At 44.0% G+C, this 26689-nt stretch carries 24 protein-coding genes; 5 read left to right on the forward strand and 19 right to left on the reverse strand.

The window, feature by feature from the left end; all coding sequences use genetic code 11:
* The first annotated feature begins 30 nt into the window (after positions 1–30).
* Positions 31–1062: a hypothetical protein gene (locus ACGF63_RS16140; RefSeq protein WP_152962101.1), complete on the forward strand. Its 1032-nt coding sequence runs from the start codon at positions 31–33 to the stop codon at positions 1060–1062.
* A 68-nt stretch (positions 1063–1130) separates the two neighbouring features.
* Here the strand turns inward: ACGF63_RS16140 and ACGF63_RS16145 are convergent, their stop codons facing one another.
* Positions 1131–1664, reverse strand: coding sequence for a hypothetical protein (locus ACGF63_RS16145; RefSeq protein WP_152962102.1), 534 nt, complete (start codon positions 1662–1664; stop codon positions 1131–1133).
* A 313-nt stretch (positions 1665–1977) separates the two neighbouring features.
* Between ACGF63_RS16145 and ACGF63_RS16150 the strand changes: the two genes are divergently transcribed.
* Complete coding sequence (locus ACGF63_RS16150; RefSeq protein ID WP_152962103.1) at positions 1978–2196, forward strand: antitoxin MazE family protein; 219 nt, start codon at positions 1978–1980, stop codon at positions 2194–2196.
* On the forward strand, positions 2193–2519 hold the full coding sequence (locus ACGF63_RS16155) for a type II toxin-antitoxin system PemK/MazF family toxin (RefSeq protein ID WP_162524081.1): 327 nt from the start codon (positions 2193–2195) through the stop codon (positions 2517–2519). Before ACGF63_RS16150 ends, ACGF63_RS16155 begins: the two co-directional genes overlap by 4 nt.
* A 115-nt stretch (positions 2520–2634) precedes the next feature.
* Here ACGF63_RS16155 and ACGF63_RS16160 read toward each other — a convergent pair whose 3' ends face one another.
* The 6 genes from ACGF63_RS16160 to ACGF63_RS16185 all read right to left on the reverse strand — a co-directional run bounded on the left by ACGF63_RS16160 (position 2635) and on the right by ACGF63_RS16185 (position 11595).
* Positions 2635–7512, reverse strand: a complete 4878-nt coding sequence (locus ACGF63_RS16160; RefSeq protein WP_387632030.1) for an RHS repeat domain-containing protein — start codon at positions 7510–7512, stop codon at positions 2635–2637.
* A 135-nt stretch (positions 7513–7647) separates the two neighbouring features.
* On the reverse strand, positions 7648–8664 hold the full coding sequence (locus tag ACGF63_RS16165) for a hypothetical protein (RefSeq protein ID WP_036847285.1): 1017 nt from the start codon (positions 8662–8664) through the stop codon (positions 7648–7650).
* A gap of 21 nt (positions 8665–8685) precedes the next feature.
* The gene (locus tag ACGF63_RS16170) at positions 8686–9246 is read right to left on the reverse strand and encodes a hypothetical protein (RefSeq protein WP_036847287.1); all 561 of its coding nucleotides are present in this window, start codon (positions 9244–9246) and stop codon (positions 8686–8688) included.
* A gap of 55 nt (positions 9247–9301) precedes the next feature.
* Positions 9302–9547, reverse strand: coding sequence for an acyl carrier protein (locus ACGF63_RS16175; RefSeq protein ID WP_152962106.1), 246 nt, complete (start codon positions 9545–9547; stop codon positions 9302–9304).
* Between the two features lie 12 nt (positions 9548–9559).
* Positions 9560–10345: a hypothetical protein gene (locus tag ACGF63_RS16180; protein WP_387632035.1), complete on the reverse strand. Its 786-nt coding sequence runs from the start codon at positions 10343–10345 to the stop codon at positions 9560–9562.
* A complete protein-coding gene (locus tag ACGF63_RS16185) occupies positions 10342–11595 on the reverse strand; it encodes a beta-ketoacyl-[acyl-carrier-protein] synthase family protein (RefSeq protein ID WP_239002295.1) in 1254 nt (417 codons plus the stop codon). The genes ACGF63_RS16180 and ACGF63_RS16185 overlap by 4 nt, the downstream gene beginning before the upstream one ends.
* A 534-nt stretch (positions 11596–12129) precedes the next feature.
* On the opposite strand from ACGF63_RS16185, the gene ACGF63_RS16190 reads away from it, so the two are divergent.
* Complete coding sequence (locus tag ACGF63_RS16190) at positions 12130–12756, forward strand: RES family NAD+ phosphorylase (RefSeq protein ID WP_132354883.1); 627 nt, start codon at positions 12130–12132, stop codon at positions 12754–12756.
* 42 nt (positions 12757–12798) lie between these two features.
* Here ACGF63_RS16190 and ACGF63_RS16195 read toward each other — a convergent pair whose 3' ends face one another.
* The 6 genes from ACGF63_RS16195 to ACGF63_RS16220 all read right to left on the reverse strand — a co-directional run bounded on the left by ACGF63_RS16195 (position 12799) and on the right by ACGF63_RS16220 (position 19200).
* The gene (locus ACGF63_RS16195) at positions 12799–13488 is read right to left on the reverse strand and encodes a hypothetical protein (RefSeq protein ID WP_239002296.1); all 690 of its coding nucleotides are present in this window, start codon (positions 13486–13488) and stop codon (positions 12799–12801) included.
* Between the two features lie 104 nt (positions 13489–13592).
* Positions 13593–15134 (reverse strand): FAD-binding oxidoreductase, encoded by a 1542-nt coding sequence (locus tag ACGF63_RS16200; protein ID WP_152962109.1) that lies wholly within the window; start codon positions 15132–15134, stop codon positions 13593–13595.
* 57 nt (positions 15135–15191) lie between these two features.
* Entirely contained in the window at positions 15192–15560 is a 369-nt protein-coding gene (locus tag ACGF63_RS16205; RefSeq protein WP_387632041.1) for a DUF805 domain-containing protein, read from the reverse strand.
* A 33-nt stretch (positions 15561–15593) separates the two neighbouring features.
* A complete protein-coding gene (locus ACGF63_RS16210; RefSeq protein WP_152962110.1) occupies positions 15594–16871 on the reverse strand; it encodes a 4-aminobutyrate--2-oxoglutarate transaminase in 1278 nt (425 codons plus the stop codon).
* A gap of 109 nt (positions 16872–16980) precedes the next feature.
* On the reverse strand, positions 16981–17754 hold the full coding sequence (locus tag ACGF63_RS16215; protein ID WP_152962111.1) for a nuclear transport factor 2 family protein: 774 nt from the start codon (positions 17752–17754) through the stop codon (positions 16981–16983).
* Positions 17755–17769: 15 nt separating this feature from the next.
* The gene (locus ACGF63_RS16220; protein ID WP_387632046.1) at positions 17770–19200 is read right to left on the reverse strand and encodes a gamma-aminobutyraldehyde dehydrogenase; all 1431 of its coding nucleotides are present in this window, start codon (positions 19198–19200) and stop codon (positions 17770–17772) included.
* Positions 19201–19508: 308 nt separating this feature from the next.
* On the opposite strand from ACGF63_RS16220, the gene ACGF63_RS16225 reads away from it, so the two are divergent.
* Complete coding sequence (locus ACGF63_RS16225) at positions 19509–21116, forward strand: ABC transporter substrate-binding protein (protein ID WP_152962113.1); 1608 nt, start codon at positions 19509–19511, stop codon at positions 21114–21116.
* Between the two features lie 346 nt (positions 21117–21462).
* On the opposite strand, the gene hcaD is transcribed toward ACGF63_RS16225, so the two are convergent.
* Genes hcaD through hcaE form a run of 6 tightly spaced genes read right to left on the reverse strand, consistent with a single transcriptional unit; the run spans position 21463 to position 26636 of the window.
* A complete protein-coding gene (gene hcaD / locus ACGF63_RS16230; protein ID WP_152962114.1) occupies positions 21463–22632 on the reverse strand; it encodes a phenylpropionate dioxygenase ferredoxin reductase subunit in 1170 nt (389 codons plus the stop codon).
* A 13-nt stretch (positions 22633–22645) separates the two neighbouring features.
* Complete coding sequence (locus ACGF63_RS16235; RefSeq protein WP_152962115.1) at positions 22646–23587, reverse strand: 3-carboxyethylcatechol 2,3-dioxygenase; 942 nt, start codon at positions 23585–23587, stop codon at positions 22646–22648.
* A complete protein-coding gene (hcaB, locus tag ACGF63_RS16240) occupies positions 23577–24419 on the reverse strand; it encodes a 3-phenylpropionate-dihydrodiol/cinnamic acid-dihydrodiol dehydrogenase (RefSeq protein WP_152962116.1) in 843 nt (280 codons plus the stop codon). The genes ACGF63_RS16235 and hcaB overlap by 11 nt, the downstream gene beginning before the upstream one ends.
* The gene (gene hcaC, locus ACGF63_RS16245) at positions 24419–24736 is read right to left on the reverse strand and encodes a 3-phenylpropionate/cinnamic acid dioxygenase ferredoxin subunit (protein WP_036847320.1); all 318 of its coding nucleotides are present in this window, start codon (positions 24734–24736) and stop codon (positions 24419–24421) included. Before hcaC ends, hcaB begins: the two co-directional genes overlap by 1 nt.
* Positions 24736–25278, reverse strand: coding sequence for a 3-phenylpropionate/cinnamic acid dioxygenase subunit beta (hcaF, locus tag ACGF63_RS16250; RefSeq protein ID WP_387632052.1), 543 nt, complete (start codon positions 25276–25278; stop codon positions 24736–24738). The genes hcaC and hcaF overlap by 1 nt, the downstream gene beginning before the upstream one ends.
* Positions 25275–26636: a 3-phenylpropionate/cinnamic acid dioxygenase subunit alpha gene (hcaE, locus tag ACGF63_RS16255; RefSeq protein WP_152962118.1), complete on the reverse strand. Its 1362-nt coding sequence runs from the start codon at positions 26634–26636 to the stop codon at positions 25275–25277. Before hcaE ends, hcaF begins: the two co-directional genes overlap by 4 nt.
* Positions 26637–26689: the final 53 nt, after the last annotated feature.

Consider the following 26689-nt stretch of genomic DNA (forward strand, 5'->3'; position numbering starts at 1 on the left):
AACCCATTCTCATTCAAAGGAAAAGTTAATATGGGAAACTCCAGATTTGAAGGTTTCACCAAAGAGGAAATAAAACTGGCATATGAATTTGATATGTTAAATAGATCAATGGTCATGGCGGGACAGAATGTATATGCACTGCAAAAGCAATTGTATCGTCTTAGCTCACCGCAAAAGCTGTTGAATAAAATGGGGCGAAATGCACTGGTGGAAATTAAAGACACGATGATACGTTCAGTTCCCGCTTCAATATGTGCAGGATTAGCTGGCGCGGCTGCGGCTCCAGGCGGTCCTGCTCTCTCTTTTCTCGCCAGTGCGGCGGCAGGAAGTATTGGTGGAGAGTTGGCAAAGCCCATTACGTCAAGAACAGGTGTTCATACCCAGTTATATCCGACCTGTGCCAACAATACGACTAAAGATATTGAACGTGAGGTAATGGAGAAATTACAGGATAAATTGAGCGGCTACCCCAAACTACATGAGCTATATCGTACCTATGTGAACAGAGAATATGCGCAAGATTTTGTGCTGGATACTGCACTAGCAAACACGCCTGATGTGATTACCAGTTCTATTACCGAAGGTGTGAGTAACTGGACCGCGGGTACTTTCAGCTCCCTGCTGCAATATGGCTCAATATCCGTTAGCTCAAAATTAGCTTTGGGTTTGACTGCGGCGGCGGGACTGGATCCCCGTGGTATTTATAACAAAGGAAAAGATACATTTCGCGCAATGGCTAACATGAAACCGGGCCCACATGCGGGGGGTAGTCTGAAAACAAAAAAATTAGAAAAACTGCTGCATACTTATCAAGAATATTTACCCTATCTGGAGCAAAATTTACTACGGGCGAGAGATTGCTTGTCCCAATTGATAGCCTCGTTGAACAACAATCTGGATAGAAAGTTAAATGTCAGCGCATTCATGAATAAGTTCCCTAATCTTGTCTTATCACATAGAAAGGCCCGCGAAGTATCTAAAGATATTATCAGTATGCTTGAATTGCTGATTATGCTGGAAAAAGAGAGAGAAAATGAGGTAGTTAAGGAAACCAGCTTATAAGGCGAATCCTCTTTTGGGTGTGTTGACTCAGGTCAGCCACCCAAGATGAGGTTCAATATAGTATGAAACTAACTAATAATAACTTTAAAATCCGTAGGAATTAAATTTACTAGAAAATTTGAACTGACTTTACTTTTCACCCGAAGGACAAGGTTTGGAAAACCAGAACTCTTATCACTATAATTCAATTCACCATTCTTTATAAGATAAAAGCAGGGATCAATGAAATTTACACTGTATTCTCCACTCCCTGTATCACTGGAATATATGCCGAAATTATCAAAACCATTCTCAATATATTCCCCATTATTAAAAAACCAATCTTGAATTGGCTGTGCCCTTGACATTTCTGCTGTAGAGCTTAGTGGAGTGAGAAACTGCGCTTTAAACGTGAATGCAAGATAAAGATTTGTAATACCTGGATAACGAAATAAGTTGCGAAACTCTGAAATGCTTTGGCCATCCAACCATACAAATCCCGGGGTCCAAATGCGAAAATCCAAATTCTCCGCATTCCATTTTTCTATTTTCTTATCAGATGCCAATGGGAGTTTCGCAACGATACTATTTGGAGCATATTTGTTTATATAAATATTAGTCATAATTGCGCCTCATTATTTATTATCTCTTTTTCACAGTATACAACCATAATGGGATTGCCGCTAATTATTTACCCAAATTGCTTCACACTTGCCACATTTCTAAAGAAATAACAGAGAAATTCGGAAATTTAATTAAGACAAGCGCAAAATATTCACCTGCCGAAAAATTATTATAAGCACCGATATCAATATTAAAATAATATACAGTAAGATTATCCCTATGTGCGAATAAAAAAGTGATGTACACAAAGTGTTGCATGTAACGTTTTTTTGGTTATATTATGAACATGGTTACATGTCACGAGGATGAAAGATGAATAAGGTTACAGATCGTGTAAAAAAACACAGACAACAGCTTAGGAAGTCAGGATTAAGGCCCGTTCAAATATGGGTGCCTGATACACGCCTTCCTCATTTCAAAGAAGAGTGCCGGCGTCAAAGCCATCTGGCTACAGCAATACAAGACAAGGAAACGGATACACTATTAGAAGGTGCGATGAATGAACTGGCTGATTCAGGAGACTGGGAGTGAAGCGGGGAGACTTAATAACTGTTGCTCTACAAGGGGCTTATGGCAAGCCCCGTCCTGCTCTGGTTATCCAATCTGACAACTTTGATGAACATCCCAGTATTACCATTTTGCCCGTGACCTCAACATTGATTGACGCACCACTCTTCCGGGTGACAATTAAACCTTTCCCTGAAACAAATCTTGAAAAATTGTCACAAGTCATGATTGATAAGGCAATGACTGTCCCGAAAGAAAAAGCCGGAGCAGTATTTGGTAAACTGGATTACGCAACGATGCAGCAAGTGGATCGCTGTCTGGCCTTGTTTTTAGGTATCGCAAAATAAGAAAATTATCATCGTAGACTGCTTGCAAAATAGCGTTAAACTCATTTCCGATTTTTCACAAAAGGCGACGTATACGTCGCCCAATAGTTGCTATTTCGTTCAGCCCGCAGAATCCTTATATCGTCAAACGCCCTCGCAACACATTACGGGTTTCAATGGACGATTCACTAAAGAGATTCCCGGTACTATTGCGGAATGCCTGGTTCACCTCAACAGCCCGAACAGCTGGATGAACATTCACGGCTTCCGGCTCCAGTTGGGTGAAACGGGATAAAGTATAGGCTTCGCTTCCTTCAGAAGTACCCGATGATGAACTCAGCTCCCAGGTTTGATTGTTTACTGAATAAACAGAACGTGCGAGGTTTATCAACCCTGTGGTTGTCGCCACAGTACCAAAACCTACCGATACCCATCCCAGGATATTAGCTGCATTCGCATTGCTGTCTGCAACAGCAGAAGCGGCTATCCCGGTAGAGAGCGACACCGCATTTGTACCCAATGATACTGCGGATAAGGCAATATCCCAGCGCTTGCTGGCACGGCTGGAAACCTGACCAAATTCAATAGGTACTGATCCAATCACACCCGCACTGGTTGCTTGAGCACCCCCCCTTGCTGATTTTGCCAGCGAAGTGGCAAATGTCGTCGCGCCGATGCCAAAACTAAAAATCCCGAACCCAAGACTTACCCAATTTAATATCCCTGACGTTTTCGGATCTTGTTCCGCTATTGCTGTTGACGCAATCCCTATCGTATCAGCAGCTAATCCAATTACGGTCGCGGTGACAGCAACTGCGCTGGTGGACGCAATAGCACCGATAATACCGCCACCGGCAATCAAACCAGCACTAATCGCCGCTCCAGCCCCCAGTGATACAATACCGACAATGATACCAATTGCTCCTAATATAATGCCTAATATCCCTCCTGCACTCATATGCCCATTCAAATCAATCCGGTTTATCGGATCACCCTGGCAATAAGTATAAGGATTAACCCCTCCCCGGCCAAAAGGACTCCAGCTATCCGGGCTATGAAATCTCATTAAAACCGGATTGAAAACACGATACCCATTACCTAAAAAATACCATCCTGTTACCGGATCGATCTGCGCACCATTTAAACCGGGTAACGAAGAAATTAAGCTCCTGAAACCGTAAGGTGTATAGGATAAAGAGGTCAATTCTCTTTCGTTCTGACTCGCCACAACGGTGTTATTGCAGTCATTACCATATTGATAGTAACTTGATTGACCTTTTATTGTGCTCTGGTGACCAAGCCGTTGTTGATCACTACTCAGCCAGGTAATCGCTTCATCACCCAATTGAGCATTAGTCACTTTACCTGAAGCATAGTGCTGACGATTAACTGTACTGTTCGCTAAAATCTGTGTTGTCAACTTATTCAGTGCATCATACTGGTAACTGCATATCAGGTTACCTTTACCGTCTTTGACTTGTGATAAGCGATTATTCTGGTCGTAAATGAGAGTCTGACCTTTTTCATCTCGTATCAGGTTACCGTTAGCATCATAACTTAGCTCTATCTGATGCTTATCGCTGGTAATACGAATAAGTTGGGTCGGATCGACCTTACTGAAATAATAATTGATTGTCTCCTTACCATCCCGGTATGTATTATCGAGCTGCTTGATATTTCCCCATTGATCATAATGATAAATTTGTTGATTTAACACACGGCCGGTATGATCAACCGGTGATTGTTCTCCCTCACATTGGTACTGGCTTAAACGCTGATTACTATCATATTGATAGCGTTCATTTTTCATCACCACCCCATCGATGGAGGTGATACGTTGGTTGATTTGATTATTCTTGGTATAACTCAGTGTAATAACTTGTATTGCAAAATCACTGACTAGCGTACGTTTTATTTCCCGACCAAAAACATCGTATTCGAGTTTTGTCACTAATTGGGATAATGATGTCGTGTCCGTTGTTGTTGTGGTCACCAGTCGCCCAACCTGATCATATTCAAATGTCGCATCCTGTGGACCTTGCTGAGTTTTGGCTAATTTCCCCTGAGCATCGTAGCTATAAACATGATCATGACCAAAACTATCTTTATGACGCTGAATCAAGCCAGACATCGTATAAAGATAATCACCTGATGAAATCGGTTTATTCCCCTGCGACAATGATTCTCGTTGTAATACACCAGACGGGAAATAACTATAATTACTCTGGGACGCAGTGTCTGACGCAGATAATAAAGCGCCCGTTTTTGTATGGTAACGAAAATTTTGCTGGCTTGTTTCTGTCGCAAATTTGGACATGACACTGCCAAGATGGTACAGATAGTCTATATTTTGCTTGGCATGTGCAGGCGTAATGGATTGAATAGGTTTATCACCTTGAGGCCCATATACATATTCTGATTTACGACCACCAACCGTATCGTTTACTACACGCCCAAGGCCATCATAGGTTATCGCGCCCAACTGTGTTCCATTGACATGCAGTGCAGAGATTAACTCTTCATGGCTAAAACCAGCAAAAGTGGATTCTAATAGGGTCCCATCCGGAAGCGTTTTTTTCACCACACGATCAAACACATCGTAAGCTATTTGTGTGGCATGGCCTTCCGCATCAGTTTCAGTCACATTGCGGCCAAATCCATCATAATGATAGGTACGAGAACTGTATACAGTGTCATCAGGATAGACAACTTTGATAGAACCTGGCTGGTCAAAGTTATTTTGCTGAATATTTAACATCCCCTGTCCTTTCACTCCCTGCGTAATCGTCCTTGCAACAGGATTATGGATTTCCAGTTCTATCCGACCATCGCTGTATTCAGTACTGTAACGGTTTCCCCAGCCATCATATTGATAGGTTTTCGTTGTGACCAAAGGCGTCGTCAGGCGGGTCAGAGGATTAGAAGCTAAATCCCATAACCAATCATTTGTGGTTTCTTTAGCCAATTGCCCCAAAGCATCATATTGTCTGGCAAGTACTTGACGATATGTACCCTGATAAATTCCCGATGTGCCCCAAGTATCGTCATCATCTTGCTCTTCAATTGTACTAATACGCCCCATACCGTCGTAATGGGTTTTACGTCTGACACCTTGAGAATCAATTTCTATCATCACTGGCCAGAAACTATTCTCATCTCCACCGGGATATTGATAAGCATAACCACGGTTAATCTCTTTTGTCGTCCCAGGGTCGATAGTTTGTTCAGTAATTCGGCCTAAAAGATCATAGGATTGGTCCGTAATGACATGATTTACATCAACCTTGCGAAGCTGCCGCTGTGTATAAATAGAGGTCACATTTTTCGATTGCATTTTTGCACCATCGAACCCCGTTACCGTGGCGGTTGTGGTAATGGTGCTTGTTGAATATTCATATTTAAATGCTGTTACCGTTGACTGATTATTCTGTACAGAAAATACTTTCTCCAACAAACCATGCGTCTTACTTGCAGGTGAATTAATATAGGTAAAAGTTCGTACTATTTTGCTATCGACTGTTTCTGAAGCTTTACAGATATATTCTTTAATATAAGCACCGGTAAAAGTTGGCAGCTTCTTGTATGTGTAGTGAGTCACTTTATCCGCTACCTTCTGCGAGGCGTCGAGCGATCCTTTTTGCGTAATTGATTTTAAAAGCCGGGAAAAACCCAATGGATCAGCAGGGCAATTATTTCCATCCCCGTTGACAGGATAATAAACGTATTCTTTCTGTATCCCACTTGTTTCAGTGACACGTAAGGTATTGCCCCAATCATCAGTGACAATATTAACCACCTCTTCCCGTGAGGTATTTGCCTGTAGGTCAGTATAATGTGTTACCACACGCGCTGGTTGCTGTAAATTTTCGGGTTGTTCAGAGAAACTTTTCGACAGATCTTCATTATATTTAATTTCCGTTGTAATTCTTTTATTGTCCTGGGTTTTGGCTTCCTTGGTCATCAAATGGAACTTATTAAACACTCTTTCCGTTGATGAAACTGTTTTTGTACCATCTAAAACACGTTCAATTGATGAATAATTATATATCCCAGTGACCAAATATAAATTATCTTGACTGGAATCAATGCTTATCCGACCAGAAGAGTATCCCAAAAAATTATGTACCGAGCTGTATTCATAGGATTTTCTAATTGCCGGTTGCCCATTGCCAGGTTGGATAGTCAATGCAGCAGCATAAGGAATATATTCGGTATCTGTTACTTTATGTCCATTTTCTTTATAACTCACCAGTTCAATATAACCGGTTGGCGTACGAAAATTATCTATAACCGGAAATATACCCTGCAACATTTTATAGGTGATTTTAAATCTTGCAGAATCAATAGGGCCTGAAGCATCATAAGGCACCGTCACGGTGATCAGATAATCATTCCGATAATCGAATGATATTCTCGCAGTGATATTATTATCATCAGGGTATTCAACTGAGGTACAATTAATTCCATCGTAATTGAGTTTAAGATAGTTTTTTCCAGTTGCACGATATTTTATTTCGGACAATGCAACCCTTGAGTTATAAATGAAATCAAATGCTTCACCGTCAGGAAATTCAATTGCGGTGGTTTTTGCAATGTCACTTGATCCAATTCGTTTAAGTATCTCTATAACACCATTCTTATTATAAACATAGAAAATATTACTATCAAATTTATGTACACGGAGATCTTTTAATTTTTTATCTTTAAAGCTGATATCATGACCATTAGGAGGAAGTGGTTTACATTTAAATTGTTCCCCATTTGCCCGGCTAAATGTTAATGTTTTTACATCCAATGTGGTTGATGAGAATCGCCAGCCAATACCGAACCCATTATTTAAAGTCGTTAATGGTGAAAATGATAGACTCAGTGCTTGCTCCAGATTACCCACATTATTTGGTCTTAACGTGATAATATTGATATTTGCACTATATTGACCTGTTCTGGGATCGACACCGGTGTTAATATAAGATCCAAAATTAAAGGCATTGGAGTATATATCGTCAACTTTCATTTTAAATTTCCTGTTTAATTAAGGTTATAGTCAGGTAAAATATTCTTATTTATCAATTTACGGACGACAACAGATACTAAATTGCTGGTAAACGCAAAAGTGATTACCAGCAATAAATAGAGTTGGAAAATTAACTTATATTCTCGTTATTCTCAGTTCACGTCCTGTATTAAAAGATGATATTTTAAATTTATGTTGGCAACCGTAATTATCAATAATTGAGACTTCGTAGCCTTGATCATGATGACTACTCGTCCATGAACACCCCGTAACCTGGAGTACTTCAGCCGCAAGCTGAGTGTCTGGAATAGTCACAGAATAAGAATGGTCAATAACACATCCTCCATTCACATTATCACGTGCATTTACAGATGAAGTTCCTCGTTTAAATACTCTTCCTCTTGTCAGGAATCGTTCATTTGATGAGTCTTTACCAAGAGCATATATGCGATTAACTGTCCTGTCATTCCCCTCAAAAATCCTCAAATTATAGGGTAATGTCCATGTGTAAAGATTGATTGTCTGATGATGGGTATCTGATTTTGTAGGATTTTCTTCTTTGTCGGATAATTTATTTATTGATTCATGCAATTGATTGGCATTGATTGCATAAGGCACGATGGCTTCTAATGAAATTTTACTGTCAAAAACATCATCACCAACTGACATATTGGTCGTTAGTGTACGTTTCCCTGTTGTATCTTCGAATGTCATTTTGGCCATCAACTGCTCTATTCCTGTTTTACCACTACTTACATAACGATAGATAATTTCAGGAACACTCTTGACATTCGCACTCTGTTCATTCTGTTGATGGTTTTCGTTTGTACAGCAATCGCCAGCATGATCTGTGACAGGCTCATCAAATGAAGCATTATAAGCACCATTCAATAACCCAAACACATATCTACCCCGAGTATCTGTTGTTGTCCATCCTGAAGGCATTTTTAATTGATCATAGCTCAGGCTATCACTTAATGCCGCCACCTGAATCGATCTTTTTTCAGCATCGCTAAGCGCTATCTTTACCCAATTATTGCCATTATATTCCTGCTTAAGTACAGAAATTTTTACCATGGATTGATGACGCCCATTAGCATAAAAACGGTTATCAGTTCTCTCAATAGTAAATGTTGTGATTTTCTTTGCCATAATACCCTCCAATCTTGCGAATTAGGCTGTAATAGAAATAATATCAAGTTCAAAGCCATAGAATGGCCCTTGTAGCTCAGGGATAATTCTAATGCGATAATGCCTTGATAATTCGTCATTAAATTCTTTCAGGGCATTCATAATAAATTCGCTGTATTTTCCTTGCGCGAAAAAGACGAATTGAGTGGTTGAGGGCGTGATAGAAACATATTTACAAAGTGCTTGACGTAACGTTTTAATAAATAGCGCACTATCTTCATCTAATTCGAACAGTTTTCTATCTGTTGTTGTCCTATCCATATAATTACCTTCACCTAAACTATAAAGGTTTATTTCTCGATGGTCACGACGAAGTAAAAACTGTTTATTTATATCCAGATCAAATACTCTAGGTTCAACGGTTGGATCAAATAAATGTTTTGGAATAACAAATTCAATCAAGAAACGACGCTTATTAACAATAATAGGCAGGTGCTCCAGACCAGCTGAGAAGTAACACAGATTCCCAACCCACGAAGAACCTTCTGTTTCTGAATATCCGGAATATAGAGCAGAAAATTTACTTTTTTCTATAATATTCATTATAACTCCTTAAATATTAGTGGTAGTAAAAAATAGTATTAAGTAAAAACTCAAACTATAACTGTGATTTTACATAATGAGTAAGTTCATTTAATGTTAAAATAGAATGATTTGAAAAAAGTTCGGCTTTAATACTAATACGATACATCTCCAATATAAACACTTGAATTTCCACATAGTCAAGACTATCAAATTTAAGCGAAACAAAAGAGGATTCTGGTGTTATTTCTGTCTCTTCTATATCTTTCATCATTAATATTCTATTTTTTACCTCAGTAAAAATGTCACTTTGTGTTGGCATTCTGTATTCCTTTTATTCCATTTTAGAGATAATTGAAATCTTTGAAACAAAAATAGGGTTTTCATTATATAAACATCGATAATGAAAAATACGGACATAGTCTTTAGGACCATTTTTAATCAATAATGGAGGGTTTAATTCAATACAAATATTCGGCGAAGACAGTAATTCTGTGCTATAAACAACCGTTTTCTTAATCTTTATCCCTTGCCCGGTATGTAAAGTCATAGATCGGCTCAGGTAATCACGTAATTGACTAAAATGGTAGTGTTCAAAATTAAGAAAGCTGGTTGAATTAATCATAAGATGAAATGCAAGCGCATCCAAAAACCACCCAACAGAAGTGACACTAGGGAAATAATGCTTAAAAACAGCATATTTCTTATAAACATCTCTCCCCGTTATCGTTAACTTTTGACAGTTATCCTGAATGACCCAATCTTCAATTGATGCCACTGTATTCTCTACATTGGTATTGCCGGACAATGTACTTTTCCTACAGGGATTTTCCAGTTTAAACGTTTTGCTTTTAGCATCAATGTTCAGTTGATGTGGTAATGCGGTATAAACATATTGACGGAATAAAGCATCAATATTCAGTACCTCAGCGGAAGAAGCTGAAAATAATTGAGCAAATTGTTGCCGTACATAAAGAAGACTCAACATGCCTTGTACCGGATGTTGCTGCATATTGTGCAAAGACTCGCTTTTCTCTGGATAATGAATGGGGTTAAAATCCCCAGAGAAATTTGACCAGTGTTTAATATCTTCTATTCCAAAAATCAACATTTCAATCACCTTACCTTAGAGATAACCAATGCCGCGTTATGCCCCCCAAAACCTGCACTGATATTAAGAGTCACTTCTGGTTGAGCCGTATAACAATGTTGATTAGGTAAATAATTAAGGTCGCAATCTGGATCAGCCCGATGTAAATTCAATGTTGCCGGTAAACAATTTTCAGCCAGGGCTTTCACACAGACAATGGTTTCAAAACTACCCGCAGCAGCAATAAGGTGACCTGTATAAGATTTTGTACTTGATATAGGTACCTGATAAGCATATCGGCCCAATGCGGCTTTAATTGATTGTGTTTCATAAAGATCATTTAAAGGTGTAGATGTGCCATGAGCATTAATGTAGTCAATATCTTCCGGCGAAATTTGTGCCTGCTCAATGGCTTTAGTTATCGCTAATATTTTAGGTTCAATATCTTCTGTTGGCCGGGTTAAATTGGCGGCATCTGAATATTGAGCGTAACCTTTAATTTCCGCCAAAATAACCGCGCCACGTGCCACTGCCGAATCATAATCTTCCAGACAAACCACAGCCGCGCCTTCCGCCAGCACAAACCCGGAGCGATCAAGACTAAATGGGCAGCATGCAAGATTCGGGTCTGTTTGCTCTTTCGATAATGCATTGAGTACATCTATGCTCCAAACATGACATTCCCGGGTAAGTGATTCAGCTGCTCCGGCAATCATACATTTTGCACGCCCTGAGCGAATAATTTCAAATGCATCTCCTATCGCCATTGTTCCCGTTGCGCATGCCGCCATAATGGTATTCTGGTAACCACGTAATCCATACATGATCGAGCATGCCGCCGTCATGGAACTTGGCATAGTGATAAGATTGCTCATGGGATGAGCTAATTTTACTTCCTTATATTGACAAGCATAATCTCCGACACTATCGATAGCACCCCAACCACTGCCAAGAATTATCCCACATTCGTATTTATCATAATATTCAACCGGAGATACATTTGCGCCAAATGCTTGCGCGAAAGCCTGATGAGTGGCTTTCAACGCTATTTTTCCACAATCAGAAAGCATATGCGTTAACTTTTTCGGCAAGAGCTGATAGCGTGATGGATTTGATTCAAGGAAAGAAAAGAAACGTGAATTAATAAATGAGTTAGGAAATTCAATTCTGTGAAATTGATGTCGTTTCTCGATAATACTTTGCCAACACGATTCAACATCTTCACCAATCGGTGTTACGGTCCCCATACCGGTAATAACAACTCTTTGGGTTCTCTGCATATTGGTTACCATTCATACATGGATTGAGAATGTCAATTTTCTAGTTATAAAAGTAGGCTAATCAAGATATATCACCATAATCATAAATAAGTATTTTCAATATTTCGGCCAATAGAATTTCTATTATGTGAATTATGCAAGATGAATTGATAAATTATTTCCTTCCAGTGATAAAAGCAATAATAAATATCCACCAATAAATATATTGTTATTTTAATATCATAAGATTATTAATCAGAATGATATTCATGCCAAAATATCATGATAAATTCTATGGATTTATTTCCTATAAATTAATTATTCTGTTTAATAAATAGTATCATTCTGCCGCATATGCTCATTTCCAATCAGCCTCACGCAGTGAGTAGCATAGTCTAACTTTATCCGTATCAAAACATATACCCCGCTCCCTTGTTTGTAATACACCACCCAATACTGTATAAATGACCAGCATCATACGTCTTTGCAGTAAGTTAATGTAATAAGACCGGAGACAACATATGGCTGAAACAGGTAAGAATAAAGGAGTGTTCAATGGTAATAAAATCAGAGGAGAACCCCGATTCGGTGACAAAGAAGCAGATCGACGCACTCACCACCGATAAAATCATGCAAAGTATCACCTTCATTTCAGTCGGCACGGTTTTTTACCGATTACAAGAGGGTGAACATGGCGGCAACGGCGTTTTCTTTAACCGCAACGGGGAACACACCCGGTACGGGTTAACGAACGGTACAGATGGCAACTTGTATCTGGCCAACTCGCCGAGAACATCAATGAAAGAGGTGTTCCAACGCCTGCCAGCCATTACAGACCGGGAACTGGACGGGTACCATATGGCTACATTAGTGACAGAGCGAGATCTGCATATTGTGGACATTACCCGGCTTGCGCCGAAAATGCACATAACGGCCCACCAGCTGACCGGTACGGATTATCGGATCACACAGCAACTCGCGGCAAAGCTGTCACCGCATGCAAATGGGCTGACTTATGTGTCCAACGTCACACTTGAGCCCTGCATAGTGCTTTGGCATAACGACCCATCGGGCGAAGGCGTGATACGTACTGTGGAACTCAAGGTGCTCAGAGAGTTTGAGTACGAAGGAGAAATTGCTGAAGACATCTTGGTGAACGACCTGGATATTCCAGTAATATGACAGATGGGGGAACCGGCAGCATGCATGTTCCCCCACTTTTTACTATGCGGCATCTTGAGTACCAAATACCCCCGCCAAACGGATTATTTCCTGAAGTTTATCATCCGAAACGCCATCTCTCAGTATATCAATAACAGTGAACTCCTGGCCTTCTGGCAGACGGTGCTCCAGTACATTGCGTTTCTGCGCGAAAAATCCGTACTGCATTACACCACTGAAATGACTAAGATGAGGCAAAATCTCCGCCACGCCCTTCAATACACCTTTTTCGCCTTTACTTTCATCATCGGTGAACTGAAAAGCCGGGTAGATAAATTCACCATCGTGTTCAAGAGCCAGTAATTTATCGGTATCTTTTTTCTTTTTAACTGTTACCTTGCTGACACCCAATAACTTCGCCACCTCAGCAGAACTTAACACACCACCATTTTCGCGCACGTTGTCAAAAAAACGCGCGCGGCTACGCACACGATTAAGCAACCTTTTCTTTTCCGGCGTCAGTTCGGCAAGTGCCTGTGCCGGCATAGCCAGAAATAACATATTCATTAGAAACTGATTGTCCGGCAATGCCAGTTGGCGCTTGATACCTGCCTTACCCTTGCTACGAATACGATCTGCCAGCTCCTTAATAATATTCTCAAGGCGATCAGCCGCTGCATCAGCATCGTCGTATTCATGATGAGGTGCCGCCATGTTGTTATCGAGTCTGGTTTTCCTATGTAGAGTTTGCATAATGCACCTCAAGTTAACGATTGATAGCATAAAGAATATACATACAATCATTAACCAATGCAAATATAACCGGCATTGTCTCCCGAAACCCCACGCCCTGCTGCTCAGAACGAAACCATCTCTGCCGGATTAAACGTGCTTATCACTCCCAAAACACCCTTAGCCAACGGAATGGCTACTGGAGAGAGATAGGAGCCCAGCGGAATACTCGCGTGGTCGATGCAGGTAAGCATGGTAAAGTCGTCGTTGCGTCCGGTAAGATCGTCGCTGATAGCTTTGCCAATGCGCACCGTCTGCGCCACGCCATGACCACTCCAGCCATGTACCATATACACGGGTACGCTGTCGCCGCTCTTGCGGGCATCGGGAGCACCGTTCAGGGTCAGATCGCTGATCCCGCCCCAGGAATATTCTAGTTCGTTTTTTTCCAGCTGCGGGAACACGGTTCTGATACGCTCAAGCAGATAGTTGTTCACATCACGCGGTGACCAGGAGTTGCCAGTACCCTGTCCACCAAACAACAGGCGGTTATTGCGCACCGCACGATAGTAGTCAACCTGTAACTGTGTATCGTAGACCGGCAGATCTGATGGGATCAGCTCTTTGACATCCACCGGCAACGGCGGCGTTACCGCTACGTAGGAGAAAAAAGGCACCGTGGTGGAAGGACCGGAGATAAACTCACCCGTGGAGCTATGCACACCCAGCACCACGGCTTTACTTGCCCTGATAGCCCCCCGCTCAGTTTCTACGACTGTGCCACCAGCATCCTGCCTGAAGCCCTTCACTTTCGTACTGTCATAGATTCGCCCACCCAGTCTGGCGAAACCATAAACCAGGCCACGCAACAGCGCCAGAGGCTGGATCTGCCCACCGATACTGTCGATATTTGCTCCATGGTAGATGCCCGAACGCACATACTCTTCCTGCAATTCGTGCGGTCCGATAACCTTCATTGCTGTATCTCCCATTTGGCGCCGGGCGTCAGCATTAGCCACCAGCGGCCCCATGTGGCCTGCGTGCACCGCAACAGTTATATGACCATATTTGCGGTCACATTCGAAACTGTAACGCTCACGGAGTTCATCCACGAGATTCATCGCTTCAACAGAGGCAAAACGCCATAGGCGTTTTGCCTCATCGGACGAAAGTTTTTCCAGCATGGTTTCAGCTTCCCAGCGTGCGAGTCCGGGGGTCATCTGTCCCCCGTTACGGCCAGAAGCGCCTGAACCAATGTTATCCTTTTCAACTAGAATCACGTCCACACCCGCTTCAGCAAGATGCAATGCCGTGGAAACACCCAGCAATCCACCGCCGATGACCACAACCTCGCAGTTCTGGTCTCCAGGCAGGCTTCCAAAAGCTGACCAGTCAGCCAGAGATGCTTCATAATAGTTGGCCGGCATGGCGTCAGCAGCAGCGTCTTTATGCCAGTTCCAGATGCGCGGATCCAGCCCCAACCGGCTGGCTCTGTGCTGCGCATCCTCCAACAGCGTCGGCCGGAGCTTATCAACATTGACGGCCCGAGCATCGGCCGCGGTTAAGGTCTGGGCGAGCAAGGATAAGTTAGGAAGTACAGATGAAAGCACTCCTGCCCCCGCTAGCGTCGCGACGGTAGAGATAAAGTCTCTTCTATTCATTGTCATTTCAGCACTCCTATCATGATCTTGAAATCACTCGCTGGCCTGGTCTGGAGAGTTTTCCTATGAGTGAGTACGGCTATCTGAGCTGTATTTATTGCTGCCAGAGCTCCCTTTCAGACCGGCGAGAATCAGCAAGGTAGCAGTGCCGATAAACGGTATGAGATGCAGCAGTAACCACCAAGCGCTACAGTTGATGTCGTGCAGGCGGCGGGCATTCACAGCTAGCGCGGGCAAAAATGTGAGCAGCAGATAGACAGCGCTGAACCAGCCCATATAAATTTCAGGATTGGCAACGGCAAAGTAGCGTTCAAGGAAAGAGATAATAAATACAGCCAGGATCTGGAACAGAACAAAATACCATAATTCCTTACGCCGGGCTCGCCCCCTGAAGCATGCATAGTTCTTTAATACATTTAAATACCAGTGCATTGTTATCCCCTCTTATGAGGCAGCAGGTTCTATCTACTGTTCAGTCAGATCGAGCAACACCGACTCCAGAATGTTGAGCGCTTCGTCAAAAACGTTATTTTGTATGGTCAGCGGCGGAAGGAAACGAATCACGTTGCCGTGTACACCGCATATCAGCAGGATCAGACCACGCTCCAGCGCTTTCTGACGTACCGCGTTGGTAAAGCCGGCATCGGGTTCCTGACTGTCCGCACGGTTAAACTCCACCGCAATCATCAGCCCGAGCCCACGCACGTCGGCGATCTGCGGGATACGCGGTCGCAGTTTATGCAGACGCTGTTTTAGCTGGTCTCCCAGCTGCGTCGCCCGCGCATTCAGCTTCTCTTCTTCGATCACATCCAGCACCGCATGGGCGGCCGCAATCGCCACCGGGTTACCACCATAGGTTCCCCCCAGACCACCAGGCACGACAGCGTCCATCAACTCGGCACGTCCCGTCACAGCCGCCAGCGGCAAACCGCCCGCCAGACCTTTCGCCATCGTGGTCAGATCGGCAGTAATCTCATGATGCTCCATGGCAAACAGTTTGCCCGTACGCGCGAAACCGGTCTGGATCTCATCGGCGATCAGTACAATGCCGTGGCAATCGGCGATCTCACGCAGAGCTTTGAGCAGCTCAGGAGGCGCAGGATAGAAACCGCCTTCGCCCTGTACCGGTTCGATGATGATGGCAGCGACGCGCGTAGGCTCAATGTCGGCTTTAAAGAGATTTTCCAGCGCATTCAGCGTTTGTTCCACACTAATGCCATGCAGCCCGATCGGAAACGGAACACGGTAAACGTCGCTAACCAGCGGGCCGAACCCCATTTTGTACGGCGCAACTTTGCCGGTTAATGACATACCGAGGAAGGTACGTCCATGGAAAGCGCCGCTGAAAGCGACCACGCCACTGCGCCCGGTAGCAGCACGCGCAATCTTCACGGCATTTTCCACCGCCTCGGCCCCGGTAGTGACAAAAACAGTCTTCTTCGCAAAATTACCAGGCACCAGGTGGTTCAAACGTTCGGCCAACGCCACATAATTTTCGTAGGGCACTACCTGATGACAGGTGTGGGTAAATTGTTCCAGTTGTTCTCTGGCTGCCGCGATGACGCGCGGATGGCGGTGGCCGGTATTCACCACGGCGATACCGGCGGCAAAATCGATATAACGTTGCCCCTGAACGTCCCAAATTTCAGCGTTTTCCGCACGCTCCGCATAAACTTGTGTAGTCACGCCCACGCCTTTTGCAATCGCCGCGCGGCGTCTTTTGGCTAACATAGATTCAGTCATAAATGAAAACTCCTCAGCAATCTGAAATAAACGGGCTTCAGCAGGCAGACGCCCGATGTGAACAGTTCCCAACTACCGCCATGCCATCCGCGCCAGGTATCGTTCAACGTTAAAAAATGCCGTGGCGATGCAGCGCTTTCGCATCCTCCGGTACCGGGGTGATAGCATCCCAAAGTTCAACCACTTCGCCATTTTCAATGCGCCATAGCTCGAAGTAACTGTGACGCGCTCCGGCGATACTCCCCTCCGAATGGGTCAGAACAAACTGCCCATCGGCTACCGTACGGTGAATTTTGGCGTAATGCAGACCCTGCCCTTCATCCCTGAGTTGCTTAAGAAACGAAATGACCGCAGCCGTACCATCGGGAATATCGGGGCTGTGCTGGCGAAACAATTCACCATTGGTGTAGTTCACAAACTCTTCGTAGTGGCCCTCGATCAGGGTACGTGTGAAAAAGTTGACCACCAGCTCGCGATTCTTCTCCCGGTCATGACCATGATCTGCTTCAGTCGGGCCGTCTAATTGAGTCCGGCCACTGGCGTTGGGTTCGGCCTGGGGTACCAGGCCGTCCCAGTGTTCTACGATTAAGCCGTCGGCAACCCGGTACAGATCGAAACCGACCAGCGGCCGGTCATCTAATCCCGTAAAACGACCGTGGATGGCGACCAGATCACCATCTTGCAGTACACGATACGTTTCGTGATGCAGTTCAGGATGTGTCCGGACCAACTCACGCAATCCGGCAAGACCCTCTTTGACCAACGGGGAATGTTCGATGAAATGCGGCGCAAAATAACGCTCAAGCGCCCCTACATCACGGTCAGTAAACAACTCATGGTGCGCACGCGACACCAAGTCGCGTGGAGATCTATTCTGAATCATGACGGATGTCCTGTGTCAGTCGTTGGAACTCATCACGTGTTTGATACGCGTATATTCATCGAAGCCATAAGCCGACAGATCTTTACCATATCCAGAACTCTTGAAGCCGCCGTGCGGCGCTTCTGCCGTAAGAGGAATATGGGTGTTAATCCAGACGGTACCGAAATCGAGTTCACGTGACAAACGCAACGCGCGGCCATGATCGCGAGTCCAGACACTGGAGGCCAGTCCGTATTTCACGTCGTTAGCTTTCTCTATGGCATCCTGTTCATCGCGGAACTTCTGCACCGTGATAACCGGGCCGAAAATCTCGGTCTGGATTGCTTCATCGTGCTGTTTCAGACCGGTAATTACCGTAGGTTCAAAGTAATAACCCGAACGTTCGGCCTGACGGCCTCCTGTTTCGATACGGGCATAAGCGGGCAGACGCGCAATGAACCCTTTGACCTGTTCCAACTGACGAGCATTATTAAGCGGCCCATACAGCGCCTCTTCATCTTCCGGATAGCCAAAACGGGTAGCTTTAGCTGCCGCCACCAGTTTGGCGACGAAGGTATCGTAAACAGATTCATGCACCAGCACACGCGAGGCTGCCGTACAATCCTGACCCGCATTGAAGTACCCCGCGGTAGCTATGGTTTCCACCGCTTTATCCATATCTGCATCGGCGAAAACAACCACCGGCGCTTTGCCGCCTAGCTCTAAATGTGCTCTGGTGAGATTAGCCGCCGCCGAAGAGGCAACCTGCAAACCTGCACGCACGGAACCCGTGATGGAAACCATAGCCGGCGTTTTGTGTGAAACGACCAGAGCACCCGCACTGGCATTACCCAACACCACGTTGAATGCACCTACAGGGAAGAACGGAGCGGCCAATTCAGCCAGCAACAGAGTACTTTCCGGTGTGGTATCGCTCGGTTTGAGTACCACAGTATTGCCCGCTGCCAGCGCAGGCGCTATCTTCCATACTGCCATCATTAGCGGGTAGTTCCATGGCGTAACTTGCCCCACCACGCCCAGTGGTTCGCGCCGGATGCTGGTCGTCATATCAGGAAGATATTCAGCCGTCGCTTTGCCTTCCAGAAAACGGGCGGCGCCAGCGAAGAAACGGATATGATCCACTGACGTCGTAACTTCCTCAGAGGCAATCAGATGCTTGAGCTGCCCCGTATTGCGGCTTTGCGCTTCGATCAGACGTTCAGCGTTTTTTTCCACCGCATCGGCTAATGCCAGCAACGCCTGCTGACGTGCTGACGGTGTGCTGCGCCCCCAGATCTTGAACGCCTCTTTAGCCGATGCATAAGCTTCATCAACATCCGCTATAATCGCGTTAGGAGAACGTGCATAGGCTTCACCCGTGACCGGGCTTACCAGGTCAAAATATTCGGAACTTTTAGATTCAACATACTGACTATTAATGAAATGCCTGAGCGTTGTTACCGCCATGGTTATCTCCTGATGGATTGGATAATATAAAATATAACCTATAACTTAATATATTCAATTGCTATATAGATGTTAATTTTTCAACTAAAAAAAAGAATAAAAGAATAATTAGATACATAGATGTAACTTTCGACATTTCTGTTCAGGAAAATATGCTGATCTGTGAGCAGGATCTAAGATTTTTTTAACCGGAAGAAAAAATTCGGGGGCTATTCCTCGGCAGGGTTATTTACAATCGAGCCAATATCAGATATTGCTCAACTTGCAACATCAATATTAAAAAACGAAGCCTTATTGGAGAAATCACGATGAAAAAGACAATAAAAAATATATTTTTATTCACAGGAATTATATTTGGAAGCTTGACATTATCTCATGCGGCAATTATTCCACCTGGTACAAAACTGGCAATTAATCAGGATATTGTTCTTCATAATGGTTCAGAACCTGCGTCTCTTGATGTCCATAAAGTTGAAAGTGATGTTGAATTTGATATTATTCACGACTTCTTTAGTGGATTAATTGACACAGGCATTGATGGTAAGTTAAATCCCGATTTAGCCGTCAGTTGGGAAACCAAAGATAATAAAGTGTGGTTATTTCATTTAAGAGAAGGAATAAAATGGTCTGATGGTTCTCCTATTACTGCCCATGATGTGGTTTTTAGTTGGCGACGTTTAATTGATCCCCAAATGGCATCTCCATATGGCAGCTATATTGAAAACATGTATATAACCAACGCCAAAGATATTCTTGCCGGAAAGAAAAAAGTCGATGCACTAGGTGTTAAAGCACTGGATGACATGACGGTAGAAGTGACATTAGAACAGCCGCTATCCTATTTCTTACAGATGGTGGCACATCCGGTAATGGTGCCTATCAGCCAAAAAGCGGTTGAAAAATATGGTGAGAAATGGACTCAACCGAATGTGTTTGTCAGTAGTGGCCCGTTTAAACTGGCTGAATGGATCGTCAATGAAAAAGTCATTGGTATCAGAAATCCACAATATTGGGATAATGCACATACCGTTATTAATAAAGTCACCTATCTTGCCGTCACGTCAGAAACAGCAGTGGTGAATCGTTATTTAGCAGGGGAAATAGATATAACGAAAAGTATCCCATCAATTTCATTTAACTCCTTAAAAACTAAGTTAGGTAGCCAGGTTCACATTTCGCCTAAATTAGGTGTTTATTATTACGAATTTAATACCCAAAAAGCACCTTTTAATGATATCAGAGTCAGACAGGCATTAAATTTGGCTTTAGATAAAACCATCATTTCAGATAAGGTATTAGGTCAAGGTCAAAAAGCCGCTTATAATAATACCCCACCGAATACCGGAGGAATGAATTTAAAACAACCAGATTATGCATCATGGACACTGGCGAAAAGAATTGAAAAAGCCAGGAAATTATTGAATGAAGCGGGTTATAACAGAAATAATCCACTAAAATTTAATCTTCTTTATAATACATCAGAAGGTCATACAAGGATTGCTATTGCCGTATCTTCAATGTGGAAGAAAAATCTGGGCGTAGATGCTGTCTTACAGAATCAAGAATGGAAAACAATGTTAGACACAATGCATCAAAGTAATTTTGATGTGGTGAGATATGCATGGACAGCTGATTATGATCATCCCGCCTCATTTTTAAATAATTTTGTAACCAACAGCTCTAATAATACATCATTATATAGTAATAATATTTACGATGATCTGATGAAAAAAGCCAAAACAACAAACGATATGAAATATTTCCAGCAAGCACAAGATATTCTTACAAGAGATGTACCGTCAATTCCTATTTATTATTATGTTAGTGCCAGACTAGTAAAACCTTATATTGGCGGATATTATATCAGCCCGCTTGGTTTTATATCATTGAAAGATCTTTATATTATTGAACATTAATAAGATAGTATTTAACTTATTGCATTACTTAAATAAATATTACGGTTTAAAACAGTTTGATTCGTTTTGAACCGTAATATTAGATATTTAATCTCAAATTTGAGTCGACTTCCTTAATCAATGAACCTGGCACACCAACTTCAACGGCAAGCTTCCTCCAGATAGAGACCTTTTCTATGGTTTCATCAATCATTCCGTTGATCATTTCTCTGGTGAACAGTGGGCTTAGTTTATGGCAAATAGATTCCATGTAATGACTATCGGTGACCACTTGGACAGCCACCGATATTCGATAATAAAACAGTTCATCACCCGTCTATCTCTATAAAATTAACGTGTTCAAACGCTACACCTCAATCGCCATAGGATTAGAGAGTAATTTCCGTAAATTCCGCATTTCTCTTCCCTGATTAATCGCGACAGCACCCACTAAAACTTCATTCTCTGTACCCAATAAAATGGCTTTATCTGATTGCAGATCACCTTGGATATGCCACTCCTCAGCCTGCATTTTGCCAACCATCTGAATGTTAATGCCCCATTGATCTGTCCAAAACCACGGAACACTTGGCTGTGGAGGCTTCAGTCCCATCATTGCATGTGCGGCGATAGTTGCCTGACGGTTAGCATTTTCCCAGGTTTCACGACGTTGGAGATCCCCAGTTATTGGCTCTTTCTGAAGGCAAACATCCCCGGCAGCAAAAATATCCGGTTCAGACGTCTGGCAACAGCTGTCAATGACTATGCCACCATTAGTAACCAATCCGGCATCAGCAGCGAGCTTGTCCCTGAATTCCGCACCGATACCATAAATAATAATATCTCCGATCACCTCTTCTCCGGTGTTCAGTATAAGCACTAATTCATTCTCCTGCCTTTGTGCGGAAACAATATTGATATCAAGGAAGAATTGCACCCCTTTTTCCTGATGGCGATTTAAAAGATAATCCTGCAACAACGGAGGTGCACAACGCCCCATGATGTTATCCGCCTGTTCGATAACCGTCACATTCGCGCCCATTTCACAGGAGGTTGCCGCCAGTTCCAGACCAATAACACCTCCACCGACAATCAAAACCCGTTTACCTTCTTTCACCGCCTGGCGTAAGCGTTGCGCATCATCCAGTGTTCTCAGGGTATAAACATTCTCACCGAGTTGATCAAGTAACGGAAACCGCTTGGCTCTTGCCCCCATCGCGAGCAGGAGTTTGTCATACCTGAGCTTGTCGCCATCTTCCAAAACGACGCAATGTTCCGCGGGAATAATACGACTGACCGGCTGACCCATGCGTAAATCTATCCGATTTTTCAGATAGAAATCTTCGGAGAACAAATATTTCGGTTCTTCCTCCGGGTTCATTAAATACTCTTTTGATAAAATAGGCCGCTCATAAGGTGCATGATATTCTTTACCAATTAAAATAATATCGCCATCAAACTGTTGCTGCCTTAAGGTTGCGGCGGCCATCGCCCCCGCTTGCCCTGCTCCGACAATAATAAAAGTCTGATCTCGCATATTATGCCCCCATTTAATTCACAGGTTGAGCACTGACCATTGCCATTCCAGCCAGCCATTCCTTAATAGGTTGGTAATAATGACGTTGGGCTTTATATTCGCCATAAACAGAAAGTGCTGCAAAAGCGGCAATCCAACAGCGGATTTCCTGTCCTCCCTTACCGCCCTGAATAGCGATCCCGCCATTCGTTAATGAAGCAAGGCGCCGTATATCGCCACTGCAAAAAATACTCAACAGTTCTTCATCCCACTGAGGATTCAACGGCGCAACAACATTTTCACCACGCGCCAACGATTCTCCAACCGCAATCACCCGGCCTTGCCGTCTTTGACGCGCTTCTTTTGTCGGATTTCTCCCGGCAATCAAGCCCTCTTCAACTTCCGGCGGTACCTGTCCAATCTGCGATATTGGTGGATCATGTGATAAACCACCAGAGCCCAACAACAATACCCGCTGATCTGTTTTAAACAAGAATTGTCCAATCGCACGACCAAGCGCAACGGTACGGCGGCATGTCGGTAATGGACTGGCGGCACAGTTAATAAAGACTGGGAGAGTCGGATAGCACTGTAAATCCTGGCAAAGCAACATCAATGGTTGAACAAAACCATGATCAGCCTGCATACGCCAGGATTGTGCAACATCAATACCGGTATCGTATAAAGCAGAAATGAGATCCTTCGCGGTGTTTTCAGGCACATTGAGTGGACCTTTGCCAATATCCCAGTCCCCCACAGCATTCGCTCTGACCCCAACACAAAATGCCGGCATCAGGTCATAAAAAAAACCATTGAAATGGTCAGGGGCAAAAATCACTATCAATTCTGGATCATATGCTTTCACCTGTTCAGCCAATTGTTGAAAAACCTGCCGAACATGCTTTTCTGTCGTTCCAGGTGGAGAACAAAAATCCATCAAAGGTGTGTGTGAAGTACAGATCAATTTAATGGTCATCTGAATTCCCCTTTTTATCCGGTGACATGATCCCCGCAGTGATCCGGCGAACCCCGCGAATACTTAACCCGGCATCAGCCGTTATCATGACACCGGTTAAGGTACGGTTGTTTGCACGAGAAGCGAGCATGACATATGGGCCGGTGAAGTCTTCCGGCTGAGGCGTGAATTGCAAAGGTAATGCTGCACCAATACTTTCCAGCGGCAGACTGTCTGTGATGCATTTATCCTGCTGGGATAATGTAGCCGGGCCACGGAGATCACTTGGCATGCCACACGGCGCGACACCATTAACTCTGATAACCGGTGCCAGTTCATACGCTAACTGGCGGATCATCCCGACTGCGCCATGCTTGCTGGCGGTATACAACACACCGCCACCACCAGAAAACCATGATGAACTCGACAACGTAAAAATCATACTACCTTCTGATGCTGTTAGCGCAGGTAATGCCGCTTTGGCCCCCAGAATGTACCCTTTCAGGTTAACCCCCATCAGTTCATCAAATCCTTTGTCAATCTGTTCTGCTGACGCATCAAGCAGGCTGGTTTTGTGATCCCAGAGCCCGGCATTACCGATAAAGCAATCCAACTTACCAAAACATCGAACAGTTTCTGCAACTGCCCGTTCATTGTCTGCAAAAGAGGTGACATTCCCCTGAATAACACAGATATCTTTGCCAAAACAGTGCACCAGCGCTGTCGCTTTTTCCGCAGATAACTCCAATACGCCAACTTTGGCACCTTCCGCAATAAAACGTTCCACTAAAGCCAAACCTAAACCGGATCCACCACCTGTTAATAAAATGACTTGATCTTTCATCCAACTCATTATTGCTCCTCCGAAACAGTGATGTAAATTTTTCCACCTTCGACAACAACAGGGTACGTCTTCAATGGATCTGTCGCAGGAAGACAAAGCGCCCTCCCGGTTCTAAGACAAAAACTGGCCGTATGCAGTGGGCACTCAACTGTCGCATTGTCTTCCAGATACCCTTCGGATATAGAGGCATTACCGTGGCTGCACCGGTCATCAACAGCAAAGAATTCGCCGTTATAGTGAAACAGCGCAATATCCGGTGTGTATTCCACCTTACGCGCTTCCCCATCGGGCAATTCTTCAACAGTACATGCAAATAACTGGCTCATCAGAATAAGACACTCAGGTTATGGAAAGTTAAGACGGCTTGATCCAGAGTAATTTCACGTCTGCAAACCAGCCAGCTACCTGTATTCAGATTGCGGCGAACACAATCCAGCCGCTTACCGACATAAAAAGCTTCATCTTTCTCTTTTTGTGAGCGGTACAGCAGATAATTGGACCGAACATGAAACTGGTCTGGCAAACCTGTCTCAGTAATCACCAAGTTTGTCAGTAGATGACGAGTACGGGATGGCGGCTCCTCTGCCCATGCCATACCCGTTTCTAACCGGGCAATCCGGCGTTCAAGCTGAAATTTATTATCATTGAATAACCAAGTGGTTGGAGGCTGGATACTTTTGCGGCGGTCGCGGGTTTGGGCGTTAACAATGGTGCGCATGGTATAACTAAGATCTTCTGATAACAACTCAAGCCAGTCGCGAAATTTCCACTCATCCAGTAACGCTATTTCGTAATACAAAAACTGACTTATTTCATAATGCAGCTCTACCGATACCCGTTTTTCTTGATTGACGATTAACTCTTTCATTTGACCAACTCCTGCTGATAAGCCCGGCTTTTTTCCTCTATCTCATCCCAGGTTTCACTGGTCAGTAAATCAGCCCAGCGTTGATACATGCCACGGGCGACAGTTTCGGAAAAAACATAGTTGGTCACGCCTGGAATACCATCGTCCCGCACTCTTTCTTGTCCCAGCCTCATTTCCATACACAACGGGCTGTTACGGGCTTTGTAGCCTCTGAGTACCTTCTGGATTTCCACCCAATTTTCTGAATCATCCTGTTCGAGAAAACCTGCCGGACCAAATGCACGGGTTGCACTATTTTCAAAAGCCTCTTTTACCTCTGGAGAAGCCGCTTTGTCTGCAATGCAAAATGCCCATACTTCCACCTGGTCTGGTCCGCGTGGATGCCATACCCGCATCGTCGCTGTACCGTTAAGCCAGGAGAGTGTTGGAAAAATATTGTTGTGGCCCGCAAGACGCAGTGCCCTGACTTTCCCCAGGCGCTGTTCTGCTTCGGCGTAGGTTTCACGGTAGTAACGGGCGACGGCACCATCAACCCAAACGTTGGCATCAGGTTTTTCAGTCAGGAAAAATCCACTACCGTGACCGTTCTGAGCAAATTGCACTGCATCTTTTGCTGTTTCCCAGACCGGCCGGGAAGTCTGACCAGCGCCTAACGCTTTTTCATTATCGCCCTCTTTTACAGCTAAAACCTGTACAGCAGAGGCATGACTAAATAAAGCGTGGTATTGATCGCCGGCAAACTGTTCAGCAGGTAATTTCCAGTTACAGTTGATGACCCACTTTTGCACACCGCCGATAACTTCTGTTCCTCCCTCGCGACGGTCAAGCACACCATCAAGATACCAGGCCATATCACCAAGATAATCAATCAAGGAGGGAGCTGTCGTATCCCAATTACCGAAAATCAAACCCTTATAACTCTCCACACACGGAACTTCCTGAAGTCCCCATTTCTCTTTGCAAAGCCCATGTGGATAGGCGCACGATTCCAATGGAACGTCAACTAATCGCCCATCAACACCGTATGACCAACCGTGATAAGGACAAGTAAACGCACGGGTATTACCACTATCCGCGTAACAAACCCGCATTGAGCGGTGACGACATTGATTTAGAAAGGCTTTAACGGAACCCTCTTTCTGCCGGACAACAACAACACTGTCCTCTCCCATATAAGTATTAAAAAAATCTCCCGGACGCGGGATTTGACTGTGATGAGCCAAAAAGAGCCAACAACGGCCAAATATTCTTTCGAGCTCTAATTGATAAAGCCCAGGGTCAATATAAATCTGAGGAGTTACACGACCGGCTCGGGCATCAATCAGGCGGTAAATCTCTGAGTTTTTGCTCAATGTCATATTATTGATCCTCATGTAAATGAAAAGTTGACTTTTTGCCAACATGCAAAATG

Source organism: Photorhabdus sp. RM322S, from assembly GCF_042879395.1.
GTDB classification, from domain to species: domain Bacteria; phylum Pseudomonadota; class Gammaproteobacteria; order Enterobacterales; family Enterobacteriaceae; genus Photorhabdus; species Photorhabdus khanii.

Excerpts from the sequence above, each read along its gene's own strand:
- ACGF63_RS16210 (WP_152962110.1), bottom strand. The coding sequence starts at position 16,871 with ATGACTGAATCTATGTTAGCCAAAAGACGCCGCGCGGCGATTGCAAAA.
- ACGF63_RS16165 (WP_036847285.1), bottom strand. The coding sequence starts at position 8,664 with ATGGCAAAGAAAATCACAACATTTACTATTGAGAGAACTGATAACCGT.
- ACGF63_RS16190 (WP_132354883.1), top strand. The coding sequence starts at position 12,130 with ATGGTAATAAAATCAGAGGAGAACCCCGATTCGGTGACAAAGAAGCAG.
- ACGF63_RS16205 (WP_387632041.1), bottom strand. The coding sequence starts at position 15,560 with ATGCACTGGTATTTAAATGTATTAAAGAACTATGCATGCTTCAGGGGG.
- hcaF (WP_387632052.1), bottom strand. The coding sequence starts at position 25,278 with ATGAAAGAGTTAATCGTCAATCAAGAAAAACGGGTATCGGTAGAGCTG.
- hcaB (WP_152962116.1), bottom strand. The coding sequence starts at position 24,419 with ATGAGTTGGATGAAAGATCAAGTCATTTTATTAACAGGTGGTGGATCC.
- ACGF63_RS16215 (WP_152962111.1), bottom strand. The coding sequence starts at position 17,754 with ATGATTCAGAATAGATCTCCACGCGACTTGGTGTCGCGTGCGCACCAT.
- ACGF63_RS16150 (WP_152962103.1), top strand. The coding sequence starts at position 1,978 with ATGAATAAGGTTACAGATCGTGTAAAAAAACACAGACAACAGCTTAGG.
- hcaE (WP_152962118.1), bottom strand. The coding sequence starts at position 26,636 with ATGACATTGAGCAAAAACTCAGAGATTTACCGCCTGATTGATGCCCGA.
- ACGF63_RS16200 (WP_152962109.1), bottom strand. The coding sequence starts at position 15,134 with ATGACAATGAATAGAAGAGACTTTATCTCTACCGTCGCGACGCTAGCG.
- ACGF63_RS16185 (WP_239002295.1), bottom strand. The coding sequence starts at position 11,595 with ATGCAGAGAACCCAAAGAGTTGTTATTACCGGTATGGGGACCGTAACA.
- ACGF63_RS16175 (WP_152962106.1), bottom strand. The coding sequence starts at position 9,547 with ATGCCAACACAAAGTGACATTTTTACTGAGGTAAAAAATAGAATATTA.
- ACGF63_RS16140 (WP_152962101.1), top strand. The coding sequence starts at position 31 with ATGGGAAACTCCAGATTTGAAGGTTTCACCAAAGAGGAAATAAAACTG.
- ACGF63_RS16170 (WP_036847287.1), bottom strand. The coding sequence starts at position 9,246 with ATGAATATTATAGAAAAAAGTAAATTTTCTGCTCTATATTCCGGATAT.
- hcaD (WP_152962114.1), bottom strand. The coding sequence starts at position 22,632 with ATGCGAGATCAGACTTTTATTATTGTCGGAGCAGGGCAAGCGGGGGCG.
- ACGF63_RS16160 (WP_387632030.1), bottom strand. The coding sequence starts at position 7,512 with ATGAAAGTTGACGATATATACTCCAATGCCTTTAATTTTGGATCTTAT.
- ACGF63_RS16145 (WP_152962102.1), bottom strand. The coding sequence starts at position 1,664 with ATGACTAATATTTATATAAACAAATATGCTCCAAATAGTATCGTTGCG.
- ACGF63_RS16220 (WP_387632046.1), bottom strand. The coding sequence starts at position 19,200 with ATGGCGGTAACAACGCTCAGGCATTTCATTAATAGTCAGTATGTTGAA.
- ACGF63_RS16195 (WP_239002296.1), bottom strand. The coding sequence starts at position 13,488 with ATGCAAACTCTACATAGGAAAACCAGACTCGATAACAACATGGCGGCA.
- hcaC (WP_036847320.1), bottom strand. The coding sequence starts at position 24,736 with ATGAGCCAGTTATTTGCATGTACTGTTGAAGAATTGCCCGATGGGGAA.
- ACGF63_RS16225 (WP_152962113.1), top strand. The coding sequence starts at position 19,509 with ATGAAAAAGACAATAAAAAATATATTTTTATTCACAGGAATTATATTT.
- ACGF63_RS16235 (WP_152962115.1), bottom strand. The coding sequence starts at position 23,587 with ATGACCATTAAATTGATCTGTACTTCACACACACCTTTGATGGATTTT.